Origin of the sequence: Flavobacterium caseinilyticum (assembly GCF_004349085.1) — a bacterium.
Taxonomy (GTDB): domain Bacteria; phylum Bacteroidota; class Bacteroidia; order Flavobacteriales; family Flavobacteriaceae; genus Flavobacterium; species Flavobacterium caseinilyticum.
This window is the reverse complement of record NZ_SMFM01000010.1, coordinates 98716-118638: the sequence shown is the minus strand read 5'-3', so window position 1 is coordinate 118638 and position 19923 is coordinate 98716. Positions and strand designations below refer to the sequence as shown.

12 protein-coding genes and 1 tRNA gene are annotated in these 19923 nt (G+C 36.2%); 8 read left to right on the top strand and 5 right to left on the bottom strand.

The window, feature by feature from the left end; all coding sequences use genetic code 11:
• Positions 1–16: 16 nt before the first annotated feature.
• From E0F89_RS15875 to E0F89_RS15860, 4 genes are all read left to right on the top strand, one after another.
• Positions 17–2218, top strand: a complete 2202-nt coding sequence (locus tag E0F89_RS15875; protein WP_131910712.1) for a penicillin acylase family protein — start codon at positions 17–19, stop codon at positions 2216–2218.
• A gap of 111 nt (positions 2219–2329) precedes the next feature.
• A complete protein-coding gene (locus tag E0F89_RS15870) occupies positions 2330–3100 on the top strand; it encodes a dienelactone hydrolase family protein (protein WP_131910711.1) in 771 nt (256 codons plus the stop codon).
• A 100-nt stretch (positions 3101–3200) separates the two neighbouring features.
• On the top strand, positions 3201–4214 hold the full coding sequence (locus E0F89_RS15865) for a DUF3667 domain-containing protein (RefSeq protein WP_131910710.1): 1014 nt from the start codon (positions 3201–3203) through the stop codon (positions 4212–4214).
• A gap of 8 nt (positions 4215–4222) precedes the next feature.
• Positions 4223–5236 carry a M28 family metallopeptidase gene (locus tag E0F89_RS15860; protein WP_131910709.1) on the top strand — a complete coding sequence of 338 codons (1014 nt, stop codon included), beginning with the start codon at positions 4223–4225 and terminating at the stop codon, positions 5234–5236.
• 182 nt (positions 5237–5418) lie between these two features.
• On the opposite strand, the gene E0F89_RS15855 is transcribed toward E0F89_RS15860, so the two are convergent.
• The 5 genes from E0F89_RS15855 to E0F89_RS15835 all read right to left on the bottom strand — a co-directional run bounded on the left by E0F89_RS15855 (position 5419) and on the right by E0F89_RS15835 (position 9422).
• Positions 5419–6615: a PAS domain-containing sensor histidine kinase gene (locus tag E0F89_RS15855; protein WP_131910708.1), complete on the bottom strand. Its 1197-nt coding sequence runs from the start codon at positions 6613–6615 to the stop codon at positions 5419–5421.
• 312 nt (positions 6616–6927) lie between these two features.
• A tRNA-His gene (locus E0F89_RS15850) sits at positions 6928–7001 on the bottom strand.
• A 75-nt stretch (positions 7002–7076) separates the two neighbouring features.
• A complete protein-coding gene (bshB1, locus tag E0F89_RS15845) occupies positions 7077–7793 on the bottom strand; it encodes a bacillithiol biosynthesis deacetylase BshB1 (protein WP_131910707.1) in 717 nt (238 codons plus the stop codon).
• A gap of 86 nt (positions 7794–7879) precedes the next feature.
• Positions 7880–8944 carry an isochorismate synthase gene (locus E0F89_RS15840; RefSeq protein WP_131910706.1) on the bottom strand — a complete coding sequence of 355 codons (1065 nt, stop codon included), beginning with the start codon at positions 8942–8944 and terminating at the stop codon, positions 7880–7882.
• A 49-nt stretch (positions 8945–8993) separates the two neighbouring features.
• Positions 8994–9422, bottom strand: a complete 429-nt coding sequence (locus tag E0F89_RS15835; protein WP_131910705.1) for a PaaI family thioesterase — start codon at positions 9420–9422, stop codon at positions 8994–8996.
• 116 nt (positions 9423–9538) lie between these two features.
• Between E0F89_RS15835 and E0F89_RS15830 the strand changes: the two genes are divergently transcribed.
• From E0F89_RS15830 to purL, 4 genes are all read left to right on the top strand, one after another.
• The gene (locus tag E0F89_RS15830; RefSeq protein ID WP_131910704.1) at positions 9539–11065 is read left to right on the top strand and encodes a hypothetical protein; all 1527 of its coding nucleotides are present in this window, start codon (positions 9539–9541) and stop codon (positions 11063–11065) included.
• Positions 11066–11225: 160 nt separating this feature from the next.
• Entirely contained in the window at positions 11226–12995 is a 1770-nt protein-coding gene (locus E0F89_RS15825; protein WP_131910703.1) for an endonuclease, read from the top strand.
• A gap of 322 nt (positions 12996–13317) precedes the next feature.
• A complete protein-coding gene (locus E0F89_RS15820; RefSeq protein ID WP_131910702.1) occupies positions 13318–15873 on the top strand; it encodes an endonuclease in 2556 nt (851 codons plus the stop codon).
• A gap of 92 nt (positions 15874–15965) precedes the next feature.
• On the top strand, positions 15966–19634 hold the full coding sequence (gene purL, locus E0F89_RS15815) for a phosphoribosylformylglycinamidine synthase (RefSeq protein WP_131910701.1): 3669 nt from the start codon (positions 15966–15968) through the stop codon (positions 19632–19634).
• Positions 19635–19923: the final 289 nt, after the last annotated feature.

Here is a 19923-nt window from a genome sequence, read left to right as displayed (position 1 = left end):
TAATAATCATACAATAATGAAATACTTCAAGAATCATTTCCCGCTTACAATTTTAGTTTTTTGTTTTAGTTTCTCGACGTTTTCACAAAAAATTTCAAACCAAGAAATAGAACGACTAAAAAAACTCTCGCAACAAGTCACCATCATCAGGGACAATTGGGGAATTGCACACGTATATGGAAAAACGGATGCTGATGCCGTTTTTGGCATGTTATATGCCCAATGTGAAGACGATTTCAAACGGGTAGAAATGAATTACATTGAAAAACTTGGACGTCTTTCGGAAATCAAAGGACAGTCGGTTTTGTATAATGATTTAGAAATTAAACTTTTGATTGACACCGAAGAAGCGAAAGCCGATTATAAAAAAGCAGCGCCCTGGTTGAAAAAATTATTAAACAGTTATGCGGACGGAATCAACTTTTACCTGCACAATCACCCCGAGGTAAAACCCGCTTTGTTAACTCATTTTGAGCCTTGGTTTCCGCTACTTTGGACCGACGGAAGTATTGGAGCCATAAGTACTGGCGGTCTTTCAACCGGAGAATTGAAAGCTTTTTATTCCGGGAACACCGATAAAGTGGCATATATAGAACGTGAAAAAGACGTGCAAACCGGATCTAACGGATTTGCGATTGCTCCATCAAAAACATCATCAGGAAATTCTATTTTATACATTAATCCACATACTACTTTTTATTTCAGGCCAGAAATACAAATGAGCAGCGAAGAAGGCTTGAACTCTTACGGAGCAGTAACTTGGGGGCAATTTTTCATTTACCAAGGATTTAATGAAAACTGCGGTTGGATGCATACGTCTTCAAATGTAGATGTAGCGGATATGTATGCTGAGAAAATCGTGACCAGAAACAACAAATTATTTTACGAATACGACAACAAATTAGTTCCTGTTATCGAAAAAAAAATAACCATCAAATATCTGGAAAACGGGAAATTGATTCCTAAAACATTCAACACGTATTACACGAATCACGGTCCAATCATGGCCAAAAGAGACGGTAAATGGATTAGCTTAAAATCCAATAATCGTTCGATGAAAAGTTTGGAGCAAAGTTGGATACGGACAAAATCAAAAAGCTTCGCAGACTATAAATCAGCAATGGATTTGAAAGCTAATACGTCAAATAATACCGTTTATGCAGACAAAGAAGGAAATATTGCGTATTGGCATGGGAATTTTGTTCCTATTCGAGACAAGAAACTGAATTGGTCAAAAATAATGGACGGCACAACACCGGCAACACAATGGAAAGGCTTACACGACGTTTCAGAAACGGTTCATTCCTACAATCCCATCAACGGCTGGCTGCAAAACTGCAATTCTACTCCATACACAGTAGCAGGGGAAAACAGTCCAAAAGAAGAAAATTACTTGCCGTACATGGCGCCGGACGGTGAAAGTTTCAGAGGACTAAATGCTGTTCGGTTATTGAGCAAAGGTGATAAATATACGTTAGACAAAGTAATTGCAGATGGTTACGACACAAAACTGACAGCTTTCGAATTTCTGATTCCATCGTTAATTTCCAGTTTTGAGAAAAATATCAGTACCGAAGACCCGCTTTACGCAGAACTTTCAGAACCAATTAATCTATTGAAAAATTGGGATTATTATGCGAAAGAAAATTCTGTCGCTACAACTCTGGCTGTGGAATGGGCTTATAAATTAGATCCAATTATTCAAAAAGTATATACAAATCAAGGAGAAAAAGACCAAGTGCAAAACACCTTGGATTTTGCAAATAATGCTTTTCCGGAACAACTGATTCCTCAACTGCAAATGGTAGTGAATGAATTGAAAATTAAATTTGGAACCTGGCAAATTCCTTGGGGAGAAATCAACCGTTTCCAAAGAACTTCCGGCGACATTAATCTTATTTATAGCGATGCTCTTGAAAGTTTGCCTATTGGTTACGGACCCGCACTTTGGGGAAGCTTACCCGCTTATAAAAGCAATTACCAAAAAGATACTAAAAAACGATATGGAACTAACGGAAACAGTTTTGTGTGCGCAGTTGAATTTGGACCAAAAATAAAAGCTAAATCTTTATTGGCAGGCGGAAACAGCGGTGATCCAAAATCTAAACATTTTTATGACCAAGCCGAAATGTACCGAAAAGGACAATTCAAAGACGTATTATTTTACAAAGAAGACGTGCAAAAAAATGCCGAGAAGACCTATCATCCGGGAGAATAATTGATTTGTTCTTCATTATAAGAATTAAAAATAGGGTCATAAGATAAAAAAATCAAAGTCTTAATTTTAGGACTAATTAAATGAGACATTTGTACAAATAAAAAATTCAACATGAAAAATATTTTCTTTGCCTTTTTAGGGTTATTATTCTTTTCCAGCGGTGCATCTGCACAACTTAAATCAGTAAAATACACTGATGGAAATCAAAATTTAAATGGATTGTCAATTGCTCCAGCGAAAAGAAGCAAAACTAAACCGGGAATCTTAATCCTTCCCGCCTGGAAAGGAATCGATACTCATTCCAAGCAATCAGCACAGAAACTGTCAAAAATGGGATACTACGCATTTGTAGCAGATATATATGGTGAAGGAAACTACCCAACAAACACTCAAGAAGCCGGAAAACAAGCTGGTTTTTACAAAACTAATTTTGCTGATTATCAAAGACGCATCCAATTAGCTTGGGATCAATTAATAAAAGCGGGCGCAAATCCGGACAATATTGTAGTAATTGGATATTGTTTTGGAGGAACAGGAGCACTTGAAGCGGCAAGAGCAGGAATGAAAATTCAAGGCGCAGTTTCTTTTCACGGAGGTTTAGGGCGTGATGCTTCCAGAGTAAATAATCCAATCACTGCAGAGATTTTGGTTTTACACGGCGCTGATGACACCTATGTTCCAGCTACAGAAGTGGCTGCTTTTCAACAAGAAATGAGAGATACTAAAGCGGAGTGGGAAATGATTTATTATGCAAATTCAGTTCATGCTTTTACTGAAATTGAAGCTGGCAACGACAATTCAAAAGGTGCTGCGTATAATGAAAAAGCTGCCAAACGTTCTTGGGAACGCATGAATTCTTTCTTAAAAGAAGTTTTGAAATAATTTAGAAAATATTATTTTTCAAAAACAGTATAGGTTCCATTTTTTTGTAAATTTATAAATTGAAATTTAGCAAGAAATCTGGAATTTATACTGTTTTTTTATGTCTAAAAGTAAAATCCGAAACGACAAAACCTGCCTCAATTGCAAATACGTGGTAGCAAACAGATTCTGTCCTAATTGTGGGCAGGAAAATACGGATACCAGAAAGACGTTTCACCACCTTTTTATAAACTTTTTTGAGGATTTAACACACTATGAAAACGCTTTTTGGCGAACGATAAAAAATCTTTTATTCAAACCTGCCGCACTTACTAAAGAATATCTTTCTGGAAAACGATTGTCTTACCTTGCTCCCGTTCGTCTTTACATCTTCATTAGCTTCATCACATTTCTTTTAATTGCTTTTTTTCCCACTGAAATAAATGCACCCGAAGATCCTAACGAAAAGCAATCAACCATTACAACTAAAAACGAATCATTTCAAAATACCAACTCCACATATGATACAATTAAAAAGAACAAAACTGATTCAATAGACGAAAATCAATTCTTTAATTTTGGATATGATTCTTTAGAACAGTTAGACTCGATTCAAAAGAATGCACCTGAACCAGAAAAATTATCTGATTTTAATTATTGGATTAATAGAAAAATTCAAATCGTTAAAAAGGAAAATACACCACCTGAAATTATTGAAAAATTCGTAAATTCTTTTACACATAATTTACCCAAGGTCCTTTTTGTATTTATGCCTATCTTCGCCTTTTTTCTTTGGCTTTTCCATAATAAAAAACGCTGGTACTATTTTGATCACGGAATTTTTACACTGCATTATTTTTCTTTTTTATTACTCATTATCTTACTGCTATTTCTAATAAATAAAGGCCTGGCGTTGTTGCAAGAATCTGGTGTGGCTTCATTTTTGCAAATAATAATTAATTTTATCGGAATTGGATGGATGTTTTATTATTTTTATCCGGCACATCACCGCTTTTATGGAGAAACAAGATTCATTTCATTCCTGAAAAGCAGTTTTTTATTTTTTATTAACCTTATTCTCATCATTATTATAATAGCACTTTTTGCACTTTATACATTTATCAATTTACATTAAAAAAAGAAATGAAAAAAATTCCGTTATTAGGTTTCCTTACTGTACTGACAATCAGTTGTACTTCTCAAAAAATGAGTGTAACAACAGTTTCACCCACAAAATACATGAATACCATTACAGCCGATGAATTAAAAACACACCTTTACATTGTAGCTTCAGATGAAATGGAAGGACGGGAGACTGGATCCTCAGGACAGAAAAAAGCCGGTATTTACCTCATCGATCAATACAAGAAAAACGCTGTTCCATTTCCCACTGGCGCGTCAGACTATTATCAAAAAATTCCCGCAGCTTTCCTGAATGCAAAACGAAATGAAAATTTGCCCGATTCAGAAAACGTGTGGGCTTACATTGAAGGTTCTGAAAAACCCAATGAAGTCTTGGTAATTTCTGCCCATTACGATCATGTAGGGATAAAAGATGGAGAAATTTATAATGGTGCCGATGATGATGGTTCTGGAACCGTTGCTTTACTTGAGATTGCGCAGGCATTCCAGATAGCTAAAAATGAAGGACACGGACCTAAACGATCAATTCTTTTTCTTCACGTGACCGGGGAAGAACACGGCTTGCATGGTTCCAGATATTACTCAGAAAATCCTCTGTTTCCGTTAGCGAACACCATTGCTGATATCAATATTGACATGATAGGCCGCCGCGACGAAGCTCACACAGCCAGCAACAATTATGTTTATGTTATTGGCGCAAACCGATTATCTACTGATTTAGATAACATTTGCACCATCGCAAACGCAAAATATACGCAATTGAATTTAGATTATAAATACAATGATCCTAAAGATCCAAACCATTTTTATGAGCGTTCTGACCATTACAACTTTGCTAAACATGGTATTCCGTCTGTTTTCTTTTTTAATGGCGTGCATGCTGATTATCATAAACCAACAGACACTCCAGATAAAATTGAATATGATGCACTGACCAAAAGAGCAAAACTTGCGTTTGTAACCGCTTGGGAACTTGCAAACCGCAGCGAAAGACCTATTGTAGATAAAAAATAGATTGAAAATTTGGGCACATCCACGCTTTCACTAGCGTTACAGCGTGGTCGGGCTTTCCGTTACAATCTTTATTGTGATGAAAAATCACAATAAAGGATTTCCACTGCTATCCCTTGTGCAACCCTGATAAAAAAAGAGCTTTGAATCACTTCAAAGCTCTTTTTTTTAAATATATATATTTCTTAAACTCTTTCGTCAAATACTATTTTGTCTGCACTATCAATTTTATGAAGAGGTTCTTCCAAAGGCAATGTAAAATAAAAAGACGTGCCTTTTCCCTCGACACTTTCAATCCATATTTCACCGTCGTTTCGTTCTAAAAATCCTTTCACCAATAACAAACCTATTCCAGCACCTTTATTGTCTTTCCTTGCTTTAGAAAGCATACTCATTTGCGGAGTAAAAAGTTTTTCTTGCACCTCTTTAGACATACCAACTCCAAGATCTTTTATCTGAATTATTACTCTTGTCGCTTCGATTTTCGCCAAAACGGTAATTTTACCTCCAGGATTTGAATGCTTGATTGCATTAGAAATTATGTTTTGAAAAATAGAAAACAACATTTTCCCATCTGCAAAAATAGTGGTGTTGGGTTCAATTTCATTAATAAGAATTATGGCATTTAACGAGGCATATTCCTTTAAAGATTCAAAAACCTTTTCAACATAACCAGAAAGATTAATTTTTTTCGGTGAGAATACCTCCGATGCATATTTTATTCTAGCCCATTCCACCAAATGATCCAGCATATTCAACTCGTCTACTGCAGTTTTATGAAGTAAATTGAGCATTTCTTTTACCTTGCTGGGTGCTAATCTTTCCAGATTTGTTTTCAAATATTCAGCCGTTCCGATAATGCCGGATAAAGGACTCCTTAAATCGTGAGAAACAATTGCAAGAACATTCTCTTTGTGTGTATTAAGATCTTCAAGTTCTTTAATATATTTTTTAATGGCATCCTCCGATTTCTTTCTCTCGGTTAAATCACGTAGAATTTTAACATATCCTAACTTCTCCCCTTCACTTCCAAGCAGTGGAAAAACCAAACCATAAGCATAAAACAGACTCCCATCCTTACAAATGTGCCATCTGTTATCCGTAGCTCTTCCTTTTGTTATTGCACCTTGTATTTCTGTTTGCGGAATACCGTTCTTCACATCTTCTGCAGTAAAAATTACATCAAAATGCTTTCCTAGAATCTCATCAGTCTCATATCCAAATATTTTTGTTGAACCTAAACTCCAGCTATTAATTATAAATTGATTATCGAGCGTAAAAATCGAGTAATCTTGTAAACTGTCTATTATTTGGCTATAAAATTCAGCCGTTGGGATGTAACTACTTTTAAGAACTTTAGAATTGATTCTCTCTTTTTCCATTAAATTATGTAAATAATATTTAAAATTTCGAAAGTTAATATTCGATTGGTTTAATTATGAAATTTGCTCAAAGATACAAAAAAGGAAAGATGATTGCTTTAAAACAAAAAATATAACTCAGAACAGATCTACAGCGTCGAAAAAATCACAGCATTTATTTGTTGGATTTTCAAATCTTAAATGTTTTTTTTGATTGCGCTATTTTATATAAGCCACTTCAACAATATTCAAGCCATAAATTAACTTCTAAACCATCTTGAGACTTTATCCCACAAAAAAAGCCCCGAATTTCTTCGAGGCTTTTGCTTTCTGGGTGGATGACCGGGTTCGAACCGGCGACCCTCGGTACCACAAACCGATGCTCTAACCAGCTGAGCTACAACCACCATTTGCTTAGCGGTTGCAAATATAAGACAAATGTTTGCTTTCGCAAAGATTTTTTTAAAAAAAATACATCAAAATTATATCAAATCTCCTAAGCTATTGACTGCCAAATATCTTTCAACCGTAAAACCTTCCGCATGATCTACTCCTACAAGCCTTCCTAAATCCCGCGAACGATAATTTAGGCTCTCCAGGAAGTTTTTGCTCGAAATTGGCGATTCCGGTTCTTTGGAATTTGCATCGTAAAATTGAGAACCATACGCTAAAATAGATTCAATTTTTTTATCGGTGAAACCTGTAATATCAACTACAAAATCCGGTTTTATATCTTTCCACTGAATATAATGGTATACTAATTTTGGTCGCCAGGCAGTTTGTTTTTCTCCATCAATCGTTGTTTCAATCTTCATCAATCCAGATAAGAAACAAGCATCCGATACCAATTGACTTCCCTTTGCATGATCAATATGACGGTCGTCAATCGCATTACACAATATAATTTCCGGTTGGTATTTGCGAATCATTTTTATGATTTCTAACTGGTGTTTTTCATCATTGACAAAAAAACCATCTCGCATTTCTAAATTTTCCCGCGCTGAAACTCCAAGAATTTTTGCAGCAGCATTCGCTTCCTGATCTCTGATTACAGCCGAACCTCGAGTTCCTAATTCACCGCGGGTCAAATCAATAATTCCAACACTTTTTCCAACGGATATTTCTTTTAAAATCGTTCCGGCGCAACCCAATTCTACATCATCCGGATGCGCGCCAAAAGCTAATATGTCTAATTTCATTAAAATTATTTTAAAGTTTTTTTATGTTTAATGTAGCAATTTTTCAATACCATATTATTATTTCTTCAATAGGAGTTTAGCTGTTCCTATTCCAATATTCTTTTCATCGTCATCGATTTATTAACGCTTTCCCTCCACTCTTTTTCAGGAATGCTGTCTTTTGTAATTCCACAGCCCACATACAAATGCGCCTTATTATCTCTAATTTGCATACATCGTAAATTGACGTACATATCAGATTTCAATTCTCCTTTAATAAATCCTTCTTTGTTTAATTCGCCTAAAAAACCTGTGTAATATTCTCTGTCATATCCTTCATTTTCCAAAATGAATTTTTTTGCTTCTTCTGTAGGCACCCCACATACGGCGGGTGTTGGATGTAAAATGGAAATTACTTGTTTTAAACTTGAATTCTCATTTAAAAGCCCTTCAATATCTGTTTTGATATGCGCTAAACTTCCTGCCTGTACGGTGTAAGGACTGGATATTGCCAATTCTAACGTAAGGTTCTTCAAATTATTCAAAATAAAATCAGTTACAAACTGCTGTTCCTCTATTTCTTTTTTCTCCCAAACGACCTCTTCCTCACTAGCGATTTTTTGGGTTCCCGCCAATGCCATTGTGTAGAACTTTTTATTATTGGCTTTGAGCAATCGTTCAGGAGTTGCGCCCATCCATAATCCTATTTTTGGATGAAACCAACAATAGCAAAAAGCAGTTGGATAACTTTGATTTAATTTTTCGAAAATTGAAACAAGGTCAAATGCTGACAAATCAACGATTTCTTTCCTTGATAGCACTACTTTTTTTAAAGTTCCTTGTACAATAGCATCAATCCCTTTTTGGACAAGTTTTTCAAAGCGTTCTTTCGCTGCTGCATCTTCTGAACCTAAAGAATTAAAATCTTGATTTTCTTTAAAAGAAGTAACCAGTGTTTCCCATTTTACAGCTTGATTTTTAGGAATAAGTATCATTTGGCTGCCTTCAAAAGGAGCAAACACAAAACCAGTTTCATCAAAATTTTCAGCAAAATATAAATGATCGTTATTTTGAAAGTAACCAAACAATTTGATATCATTTGGTTTTCTGTACAATACAAATGGTAAATTTTGAGCTTTTTGCTGTTTTACTTTTATAAAAAAATCAATCATATCGCGACATTTTTTAAGTGAATTTAAAATCAAAAACTGTACTGAATTCCTATTTTTTATCTTTGGTCAAAACCATATTTGTCAATTTACATAAAGAAATTAGACTTCCTTCCTTGTCAGTAATTTTAATTTCCCAAAGATGAAGACTTCTTCCTTTATGAATAATTCTTGCCGTTGCAAATACAAACCCTTCCCGAATACTTTTTAGATGATTCGCCGAAATTTCTATTCCGCGTACCTCCTGCTCCTTGTCATTAATAAAAAAATGTGAAGCTGCGCTGCCCACGCTTTCCGCCAAAGCCACCGAAGCGCCACCGTGCAACAATCCCATGGGTTGATGAACCGATGAATTAACCGGCATTTTGGCAACCAGCAGACCCTCTCCAGCATCAATAAATTCAATATTTAGAGTTTGCATTAAGGTGTTTTTTGAAAATGCGTTGCAATATTCCAGCATTTTAACTTTATCTAATGTCATGAACTTTATTTTTTAAAATGTAAATTTAAATAAAAGATGAGTTAGAAAACATCAAAACAATTGATAATATAAAATCGAATGAGTTTTTTTCTATTTTTACAAAAAAAAATATCGCAATGCGCCCTTTCACTTTATTATTTTTTATCGGAATACTTATTTCAATTTGCTCTTGTCGCAGTGATTTTGAAACAGTATCCAGTACCGGTGAGCTAACTTTTTCTAAAGACACAATTTATTTAGACACCATTTTTTCAAACATCGGTTCCAGCACGTACCGACTCAAAGTGTATAACAAAAGCAAAAATGACATCACTATTCCAAGCATTAAATTAGCAAAAGGATTAAACTCAAAGTACCGAATGACCGTTGATGGAATGCAAGGAACTGAAGGGAAAATTTTTAATAATGTGGATCTTTTAGCCAAAGACAGCTTGTATATTTTTATAGAAACAACCGCACATGTAACTGATGCAAATCAAACTGATTTTTTATATACCGATCAAATTCAGTTTGACAGTGGCCAAAATCTTCAAAATGTAGAATTAGTGACGCTAATCCAAGACGCTGTTTTCCTGTATCCAAAACGTTTTGCTGACGGAACCAGCGAAACACTTCCCATTGGAAACGAAAAAATTGAGGGATTTTATCTCGATGAAAATGATCCTATAAATGGAAATGAATTGCAGTTTACCAATGATAAACCGTATGTTATTTATGGCTATGCAGCCGTTCCCTCGAATAAAACTGCCACTTTTGAAGCAGGAACCAGAGTTCATTTTCATGCTAATTCTGGTCTTATTGTTGCCAGTAATGCCTCCATCAATGTAAATGGTATATTGTCGTCAACAAATCAAATGGAGAATGAAGTCATTTTTGAAGGTGACCGATTAGAACCAGATTTTACAGATGTGCCGGGGCAATGGGGAACCATCTGGCTTACAGATGGAAGTACCAATAACACTATTAATCACCTAACCATTAAAAATGCAACGATTGGTTTATTAATTCAAAACAATGATGGCAGTACGGTTTCTGTCAAAAACACCCAAATTTACAATTGTAGCAACTACGGAATTTTGGCGCAGACCGCAAAAATTAAAGGTGAAAATGTAGTCATCAATAATGCAGGACAAGCCAGCTTAGCCTGCACGTACGGCGGAAATTATTCATTTACTCATTCTACTTTCTATAATAACTGGAACAGCTCGCAACAAGTGGCTGTTTTGGTGAGTAATTATATTTTGGCAGCAATTCCGGAAGTGAAAGATTTGACTGCAGCCACTTTTAACAACTGCATCATTTATGGATCGTACGCGAACGAAATGAGTTTAAACAAGAAAACGGGAGCCGCTTTTGAATACCAATTCAACAATTGCCTTATTAAATTTGATAACGTGTCCAATCAATTCACGACGAATCCCAATTACCAATTCACTACGGATACAGCACATTACAACGCTATACTTTTGAACAAGGATCCAAAATTCTTCAGTATAGCACAAAACAAATTCAACATTGATGCAACTTCTGCCGCTTTCGCAAAAGGGAATTCGGCTTATCTGATTCCGCTAGATATAACAGGAAATACGAGAACTTTACCGCCGGATTTAGGTGCGTATCAAAACGAAGTTTTTCCAAAATAAAGAATTACAAATCAGAATTTAAGACCTCTAAAACCCAAAAAAAAACTCGATTTTATTAAACATTTAATAACCTTAAATTCTAATTTAAATATTAGTTTTGTCAAAATTTCAAAACAATAAATTAAATTATTTTTAAAACCAATTAATCCATTATTAGATTATGAAACAAATCTACTCACTATTCTTATTATTTCTTTTTACTGCGGGTTTTGCACAAGCCCCAGCTGGATATTACACAAATGCCACAGGGACCGGTTACACCCTAAAAACACAATTATATAACATCATAAAAGATCATACCGTTAATGATTACGCAGGTTTGTATGTTACCTACCAAACTTCGGATATTGATAATTTCTTTGAAAATGACGGTTCTGTGTTAGATATGTATTCTGAGAATCCTGCTGGAGTAGATCCTTACAATTATAGCATTGCAACTACACAACGATGCGGAAACTACACAAACGAAGGAGATTGTTACAATAGAGAACACATCATACCACAATCTATATTCAATCAACAATCGCCTATGGTTTCTGATGCTCATTTTATTACACCTACAGATGGCAAAGTAAATGGAATAAGGTCTAACTATCCGCATTCAGTAGTTGCAATCGCAACTGAAACCACCAAAAATGGAAGTAAACTTGGAGCAAGTACAACAGCAGGATATACAGGTCCTGTTTTTGAACCAATTAATGAATTTAAAGGCGATATTGCCAGAATGTATTTCTATTTTGCAACACGTTATGAAAATACTGTTGCCGGATACAATTACCCTATGTTCAATAATTCAACCAATAAAGTATTTACCACAGCATTTTTAAATCAATTACTGGCTTGGCATAACCAAGATCCGGTCAGTGCGAGAGAAATTGCCCGTAACAACGCTATTTATGCGCGTCAGAGCAACCGAAATCCATTTATTGACAACCCTGATTATGTAACGGCTATCTGGAAAATGGAGGTTGTTGATACAGAAGCTCCTACTGCTGTAACAAACCTAAAAGTAACCGAGACAACTTCGAACAGTGTTACCTTAACTTGGACTGCAGCTACAGACAATGTTGCAGTTACAGGTTATGACTTGTATGTCAACGGTACTTTAAAATCTACTGAAACGGGATTAACTGCAACAGTAAGTGGTTTAGCTGCATCTACAGCTTACAACTTTTATATAATAACTAGAGATGCGGAAAGAAATTCTTCAGTAGCAAGTGTTACTGTGGAAGGAACTACTGCAGCTCCTGCTGCAGGTACAACCTCTTGTGCTTCTGAAGATTTTCAGACTATTCCAGCTAATGCAACTTCTTATGCAACACAAACTTGGACTAATGCCGGAATAACTTGGACAGCTACAGATTCTCGTACGGATCAAACCTTGAATTCAAGAGCGTTAACAATGAGAAATGCTACTCTTACCTCTACAGCTGTCGCTAACGGAATCAAAGATTTAACAGTTACTACTCAACTTGTTTTTTCTGGAACTGCAGGGTCTTTCAAACTTAATGTTAATGGAATCGAAGTTGGAACTATACCATATAGTGCTACCGCAACTACAACAACTATATCAGGGATAAATGTTACCGGAAATGTAATAATCAGCATCACAGGAAACAGCACGTCGTCAAACCGTGTTAAATTTGACGATCTTTCTTGGACTTGTGCCACTTCACTTGGAATTGATGAATTAGACGCAAGCCGTTTTGAAATCTATCCAAATCCATCTAATGGAAATGTCAAAATAAATTTCGAAAATTCTGATGAAAAATATTCTGTTCAAGTGTTTTCAATATTAGGACAAAAAGTTTTTGAAAAAGAATACACAAACAGTTCGTCAGCAGCTGTAGATAATCTTCAAAGTGGAGTTTACTTAATTAAAATTACGAACGATGCGAAATCGGTTACTAAAAAAATTATTGTAAACTAGTTGATATACCAATCTATTTTATTTAAAGCGGCATTTTTGCCGCTTTTTTTGTTCCAATTTTTAAGATAAAAAAGGGGTGCTTGGATCTATATTTTACATAGCTTTTTGGTTTCCTATTCTTTTGATTAGGCCTAAAATAAGAGTAAAGCTACTATTAGGGAAATGTTAATAATTATGTTAAGAAAATCATAATTATCTTAATAATTCCTTAACGTAAACCGTCGTAAAAGTGATAAATTTGCGTGCCTTCAGTTTTTTAAATTATGAAAACCACGTTCTTAAAAACTGAAACAAACCCCAATAACAAAAACAACTTTAAATTATGAAAAAAATCTACTCTGCATTACTGTTACTGTTCTTTACCGTTGGTATTGCACAAATACCAAGCGGTTACTACACCACAGCCACGGGAACTGGCTACACCTTGAAAACACAATTATACAACATTATCAAAGGCCACACTGATAATGGATATGCAGGTTTATATACGATATACCAAACTTCGGACAGGGATTATTACTATGAAAATGACGGCACTATTTTAGACATGTATTCTGAAAAGCCATCGGGAACAGATCCTTACAGTTATTCGGCAGGAACAACGCAAAGATGCGGAACCTATAGTGTAGAAGGTGATTGTTATAACAGAGAACATATAATTCCGCAGTCTACTTTCAATTCTGCGGCACCAATGGTTTCAGATGCACATTTCATCACTCCCACGGACGGCAAAGTGAACGGACAACGTTCTAGTTATCCCCATGGAAATGTAGCTACAGCATCTTGGACCTCTTTAAACGGAAGTAAACTTGGATCCAGTGGAACTGCCGGATACACTGGAACAACTTTCGAACCTCTCAACGAATTCAAAGGTGACATCGCAAGAATGTATTTTTATTTTGCCACACGATACGAAAATACTGTTGCCGGTTATCCTTATGCTATGTTCAATGGAAGCAGTAATCAAGTTTTTACCACTGCTTTTTTAAACTTACTGATCACTTGGCACAATCAAGATCCGGTTAGCGCCAGAGAACTTGCGCGTAACAATGCGATTTATACTGCGCAAAATAATAGGAATCCATACATTGATCATCCGGAATATGTACAAGCGATTTGGAGTCCAACTGCTGATGCACAAGTTCCTACTACTCCAACGAATTTAATAGCCAGCGGAACAACATCAAACTCAGTTTCATTAAGCTGGACGGCTTCTATTGATAATATTGGAGTGACTGGATATAATGTTTACATGAACAGCGCTTTAAAAACGACTGTAACTGGAACAACCACAACTATCACTGGCCTAACAGCTTCAACAGCCTATTCGTTTTATGTTGTTGCCAAAGATGCAGCTGGAAATTCTTCGGCTTCAAGTAATAACGTGAACGTTACAACTGCGGCTGGAACATCAATTACGTATTGTGCTTCTCAAGGAAACAGCACTGTAGACGAAAAAATAGGTAAAGTCGTTTTTGGTACTATAAATAATACCACGACCGGAACTGCCGGTTATGAAAATTTCACTGCACTAACTACAAATGTAACTGCTGGGACGGCAAATACTATTACAATAACACCGTCATGGACAAGTACTGCTTACAGCGAAGGATACGCCGTTTGGATCGACTATAACAAAAACGGATTATTTACTGATGCTGGTGAATTGGTTTGGTCAAAGGCTGCTTCAACAACTACTCCGGCAATTGGAACAATCACGATACCAGTTTCGGCTGCATTAGGAACTACGAGAATGAGAGTTTCGATGAAATACAATGCGATTCCAACTTCATGTGAAGCGATTCCGTATGGCCAAGTAGAGGATTACACGGTAAATATAGTTGCCGGAACTACTGACACAACAGCTCCATCTGCACCAACAGCTTTGACAGCATCGGGAACAACTCAAACTGCCACCACTTTATCATGGACTGCTGCTACTGACAATGTGGGAGTAACCGGCTACAATGTGTACAGAGGAACCACTTTGTTAGGAACCGTTTCAACCACGACCTATAATGTTACCGGATTAACCGCCGCAACAGCTTATTCTTTCACTGTAAAAGCTAAGGATGCCGCAGGTAATATTTCTGCATCGAGTAATACTCTGAATGTTACAACAACCGCAAGCGGTTCAACTGCAACTGATTTGTTGTTTTCTGAATATATTGAAGGTTCTTCAAATAACAAAGCTTTGGAAATTTCAAATGCAACTGGCGCAGCGATCAACTTATCCATTTACAGCATTAAAAAACAAACGAATGGTGCAGGAACTTGGAGCACAGGACTACCTTTAACTGGAACGTTGAATAACGGAAGTAAATTCACTATTGTAAATAGTTTAATGGCTTCCACTTGTTATCCTACAAGCTCGGCTAATCTTTCTACATCAGCTGGTGAAATGGCTTTTAATGGAAACGATGCTGTAGGTTTATTTAAAAATGGCGTTTTAATTGACATCATTGGTACATTTAACGGCGGAACGGCAAACTTTGCAGCGGATCAAACCCTCCGCAGAAAAGCAACCGTTACTTCTCCTACGACTACTTTCAATAAAACAACCCAATGGGATTCATTTGCATCAGACACTTGTAACAATTTAGGAAGTCGTATGGTTGCCAAAGAGTCGAAAATTGAAACAGTTTTAGATATTAATGATATTGCTATCTATCCAAATCCATCCAATGGAACTTTCTCTGTCAATAATTCGAATAAAATGTATTCTATTGAAATTTATTCTATCATTGGTCAGAAAATTTACAGCGAAGAAAACAGCACCAAATCAGAAATTACGCTGCCAAACATTACTAAAGGAACGTACTTAGTTCGCGTTAGCATCGATTCGGATTCGGTCATAAAAAAATTAATAATCAACTAATTCTAAAAGCGGCAAATTTGCCGCTTTTTTTATAGCCAAAATTTAATCTTAATTGTCTAAATTTGCACCGCAATACAACAAACTACATAACAATGATCCATTTCTTTGAAAACCAAAGCAAAACTGTTTTTGCCGTACAAACGCAAAATGCATTGAGCGAAGTCGAAATGTCGGCTGAAGACATTTCAAAACTTAACTGGCTTTTTGCCGATTCAAATAAAATAGAAAAATCCGTACTGACGGATTTTTTTGTTGGTCCTCGGGCCACAATGATAACGCCTTGGAGCACTAATGCTGTAGAAATCACCCAAAACATGGGAATATCCGGAATCATTAGAATTGAAGAATTTCACAAAGGAACAGCTGATTTTTCTGATTTTGACCCGATGCTTTCGCAAAAATACGCCGAGTTAAATCAAGATATTTTCACTATCAACGTACTACCGGAAGCCATTTTGGACATCGACGATATTGCTGCTTACAACAAACAAGAAGGATTGTCTTTAAGTCCTGAAGAAGTGGAATATTTAGATAATCTAGCGATAAAATTAGGTCGTAAACTAACCGATTCAGAGATTTTTGGTTTTTCACAAGCCAATTCAGAACACTGTCGCCACAAGATTTTCAACGGAAAATTCATCATTGACGGGGAAGAAAAAGAGTCTTCCTTATTCAAATTAATCAAGAAAACATCTCAGGAAAATCCGAACGATATTGTTTCGGCTTATAAAGATAACGTTGCTTTTGTAAAAGGGCCACGAGTACAACAATTTGCACCAAAAAGTGCTGACAAACCTGATTTTTATGAAGTAAAAGAATTTGATTCTGTTATTTCATTAAAAGCAGAAACACATAATTTCCCAACAACAGTAGAGCCTTTCAACGGAGCTGCAACGGGTTCTGGCGGAGAAATTCGGGACCGTTTAGCAGGTGGACAAGGCTCTTTGCCAATGGCAGGAACGGCAGTTTACATGACTTCATACTCTCGTTTAGCCGAAAACAGACCATGGGAAAATGGCATGACCGAAAGAAAATGGTTGTATCAAACCCCAATGGACATTTTGATCAAAGCATCAAACGGAGCTTCTGATTTTGGAAATAAATTTGGGCAACCGTTGATTACAGGTTCTATTCTGACTTTCGAACACGAAGAGGACGCTCGCAAACTAGGTTTCGACAAAGTGATTATGCAAGCGGGTGGAATTGGGTACGGAAAATTAGACCAAGCGATTAAGAAGAAACCACAAACAGGTGATAAAATTGTGATCCTTGGTGGTGAAAATTATAGAATTGGAATGGGTGGAGCTGCAGTTTCTTCAGCAGATACCGGAGCTTTCAGTTCAGGAATTGAATTGAATGCGATTCAACGTTCGAACCCGGAAATGCAAAAACGTGCTGCCAATGCCATTCGTGGTTTAGTAGAAAGTGATATTAATCCAATTGTTTCGATTCACGATCACGGAGCTGGTGGACACTTAAACTGTCTTTCGGAATTAGTGGAAGAAACGGGCGGATTAATTGATTTAGACAAATTGCCTGTTGGGGATCCTACCCTTTCGGCAAAAGAAATAATTGGTAACGAATCTCAAGAAAGAATGGGATTAGTTATCGCCAAAGAAAACATCGATTTATTACAAAAAATTGCAGACCGTGAGCGTTCACCAATGTATCAAGTAGGAGACGTAACCGGAGATCACCGTTTTACTTTTCAATCAAAATCAACAGGTGCTAAACCAATGGATTTTGCGTTGGAAGACTTTTTTGGAAGTTCTCCAAAAGTGGTGATGACAGACAAAACAATCGAAAGAAATTATACTGATTTAGTATATGATAAGAAAAACATTTCGACCTACTTAGAGCAAGTGCTTCAATTGGAGGCTGTAGCTTGTAAAGACTGGTTGACCAATAAAGTTGACCGTTGTGTGGGTGGTAAAGTGGCCAAACAACAATGTGCCGGACCCTTGCAATTGCCATTGAATAATTGTGGTGTTATGGCCTTGGATTACCAAGGAATAGAAGGAATTGCCACTTCAATTGGGCACTCGCCTATTGCTTCATTAATTGATCCGGTGGCAGGAACAAGAACTGCTATTGCTGAATCTTTATCAAATATTGTTTGGGCTCCAATAAAAGACGGATTAAAAGGAATTTCACTTTCGGCAAACTGGATGTGGGCTTGCAAAAACGAAGGAGAAGACGCTCGTTTATACGCTGCAGTTGAAGCTTGTTCAGATTTTGCAATTGAATTAGGAATAAACATTCCAACCGGAAAAGATTCACTTTCGATGAAACAAAAATATCCAAATGACGAAGTAATCGCACCGGGAACGGTAATCATTTCAGCAGGTGGAAATTGTACCGATATTAGAAAAGTAGTAGAGCCTGTTTTACAAAAAGATGGCGGTTCTATTTATTATATCAATTTATCACAAGATGATTTCAAATTAGGTGGTTCTTCGTTTGCACAAACATTGAATACTATTGGAAAAGAAGTTCCAACGATTAAAGACGCTGCATTTTTCAAAAGAGGGTTCAATACGATTCAGGAATTAATTTTAGAAAACAATATCCTTGCAGGTCACGACATTGGAAGTGGTGGTTTGATCACAACTTTATTAGAAATGTGTTTCGCAGATGTGAATTTGGGAGCAAAAATAGATTTTTCTGTTTTTGAAGAAAAAGACATCATCAAATATTTATTTTCTGAAAATATCGCAGTAGTTTTCCAAGCCAATTCAGACGAAGTTGTTGAAGCAAAATTGAAGCAAAACAATGTCGAATTCTTCAAAATTGGTTCAGTAGCAATAAGCGGAACTTTAGACCTTGGACTTTCGACTTTCGACATCAAAAAATACAGAGATATTTGGTTCAAAACTTCGTTTTTATTGGACCAAAAACAATCAAAGAACGGAACGGCTCAAGCGCGTTTTGACAATTATAAAAACCAAGCTTTAAATTATACGTTCCCTGCACATTTTACAGGAAAAAAACCAGTTATCGACGCTTCTCAAGCAAGACCTAAAGCAGCTATTATCCGTGAAAAAGGAAGCAACTCGGAGCGTGAGATGGCAAATGCGATGTACTTAGCCGGTTTTGATGTGAAAGACGTTCACATGACCGATTTGATTTCAGGCCGTGAAACTTTGGAAGACATTCAGTTCATTGGTGCTGTTGGTGGATTCTCGAATTCAGATGTTTTAGGTTCTGCCAAAGGTTGGGCCGGAGCATTTTTATACAATGAAAAGGCAAAAACAGCTTTAGATAATTTCTTCAAAAGAGAAGATACGTTATCTGTGGGAATATGTAATGGTTGCCAATTGTTTATGGAATTGGAAGTGATTAATCCGGAGCATGAAGTTCACGGAAAAATGCTGCACAACGAAAGTCATAAACACGAAAGTATTTTTACATCGGTTACCGTACAGGAAAACAATTCAGTGATGCTTTCTACATTAGCAGGAAGTACACTTGGAGTTTGGGTTTCGCATGGAGAAGGAAAATTCAACTTGCCAATGGGTGAAGAAAATTATAATATTGTTTCTAAATATGCTTACGAAGGCTATCCTGCAAATCCAAATGGTTCCGATTATAACACAGCGATGTTGTGTGATAAAACGGGTCGTCATTTAGTGATGATGCCACATATTGAGCGTTCTACATTTCAATGGAACTGGGCACATTATCCAAAAGATAGAAACGATGAAGTTTCGCCGTGGCATGAGGCTTTTGTCAATGCCAGAAAATGGATGGATAAAAAATAATTTATTGTATATAAATCTATAAAAACGTTTCTGCAAAGAAGCGTTTTTACATTAAAGGAAATCCACTTAAAAACATAACCATCAGCTATGGTGATAAAAGGCAAAGTAGTGATTACCCGTTTTGGTTTATAAGGAATTTTATTTATACCATCAGCACTGAAATTCGGGACGAGCTCAATGGCGTGCAAAAAGCTACTGTCTTCTTAGATTTAAAACCTGCTTTAAGTCGGGAGGATTTGATTCAAAAGATTAAAAAATTTAAGCAAAGAAAGACAAGCGAAAAAAGACA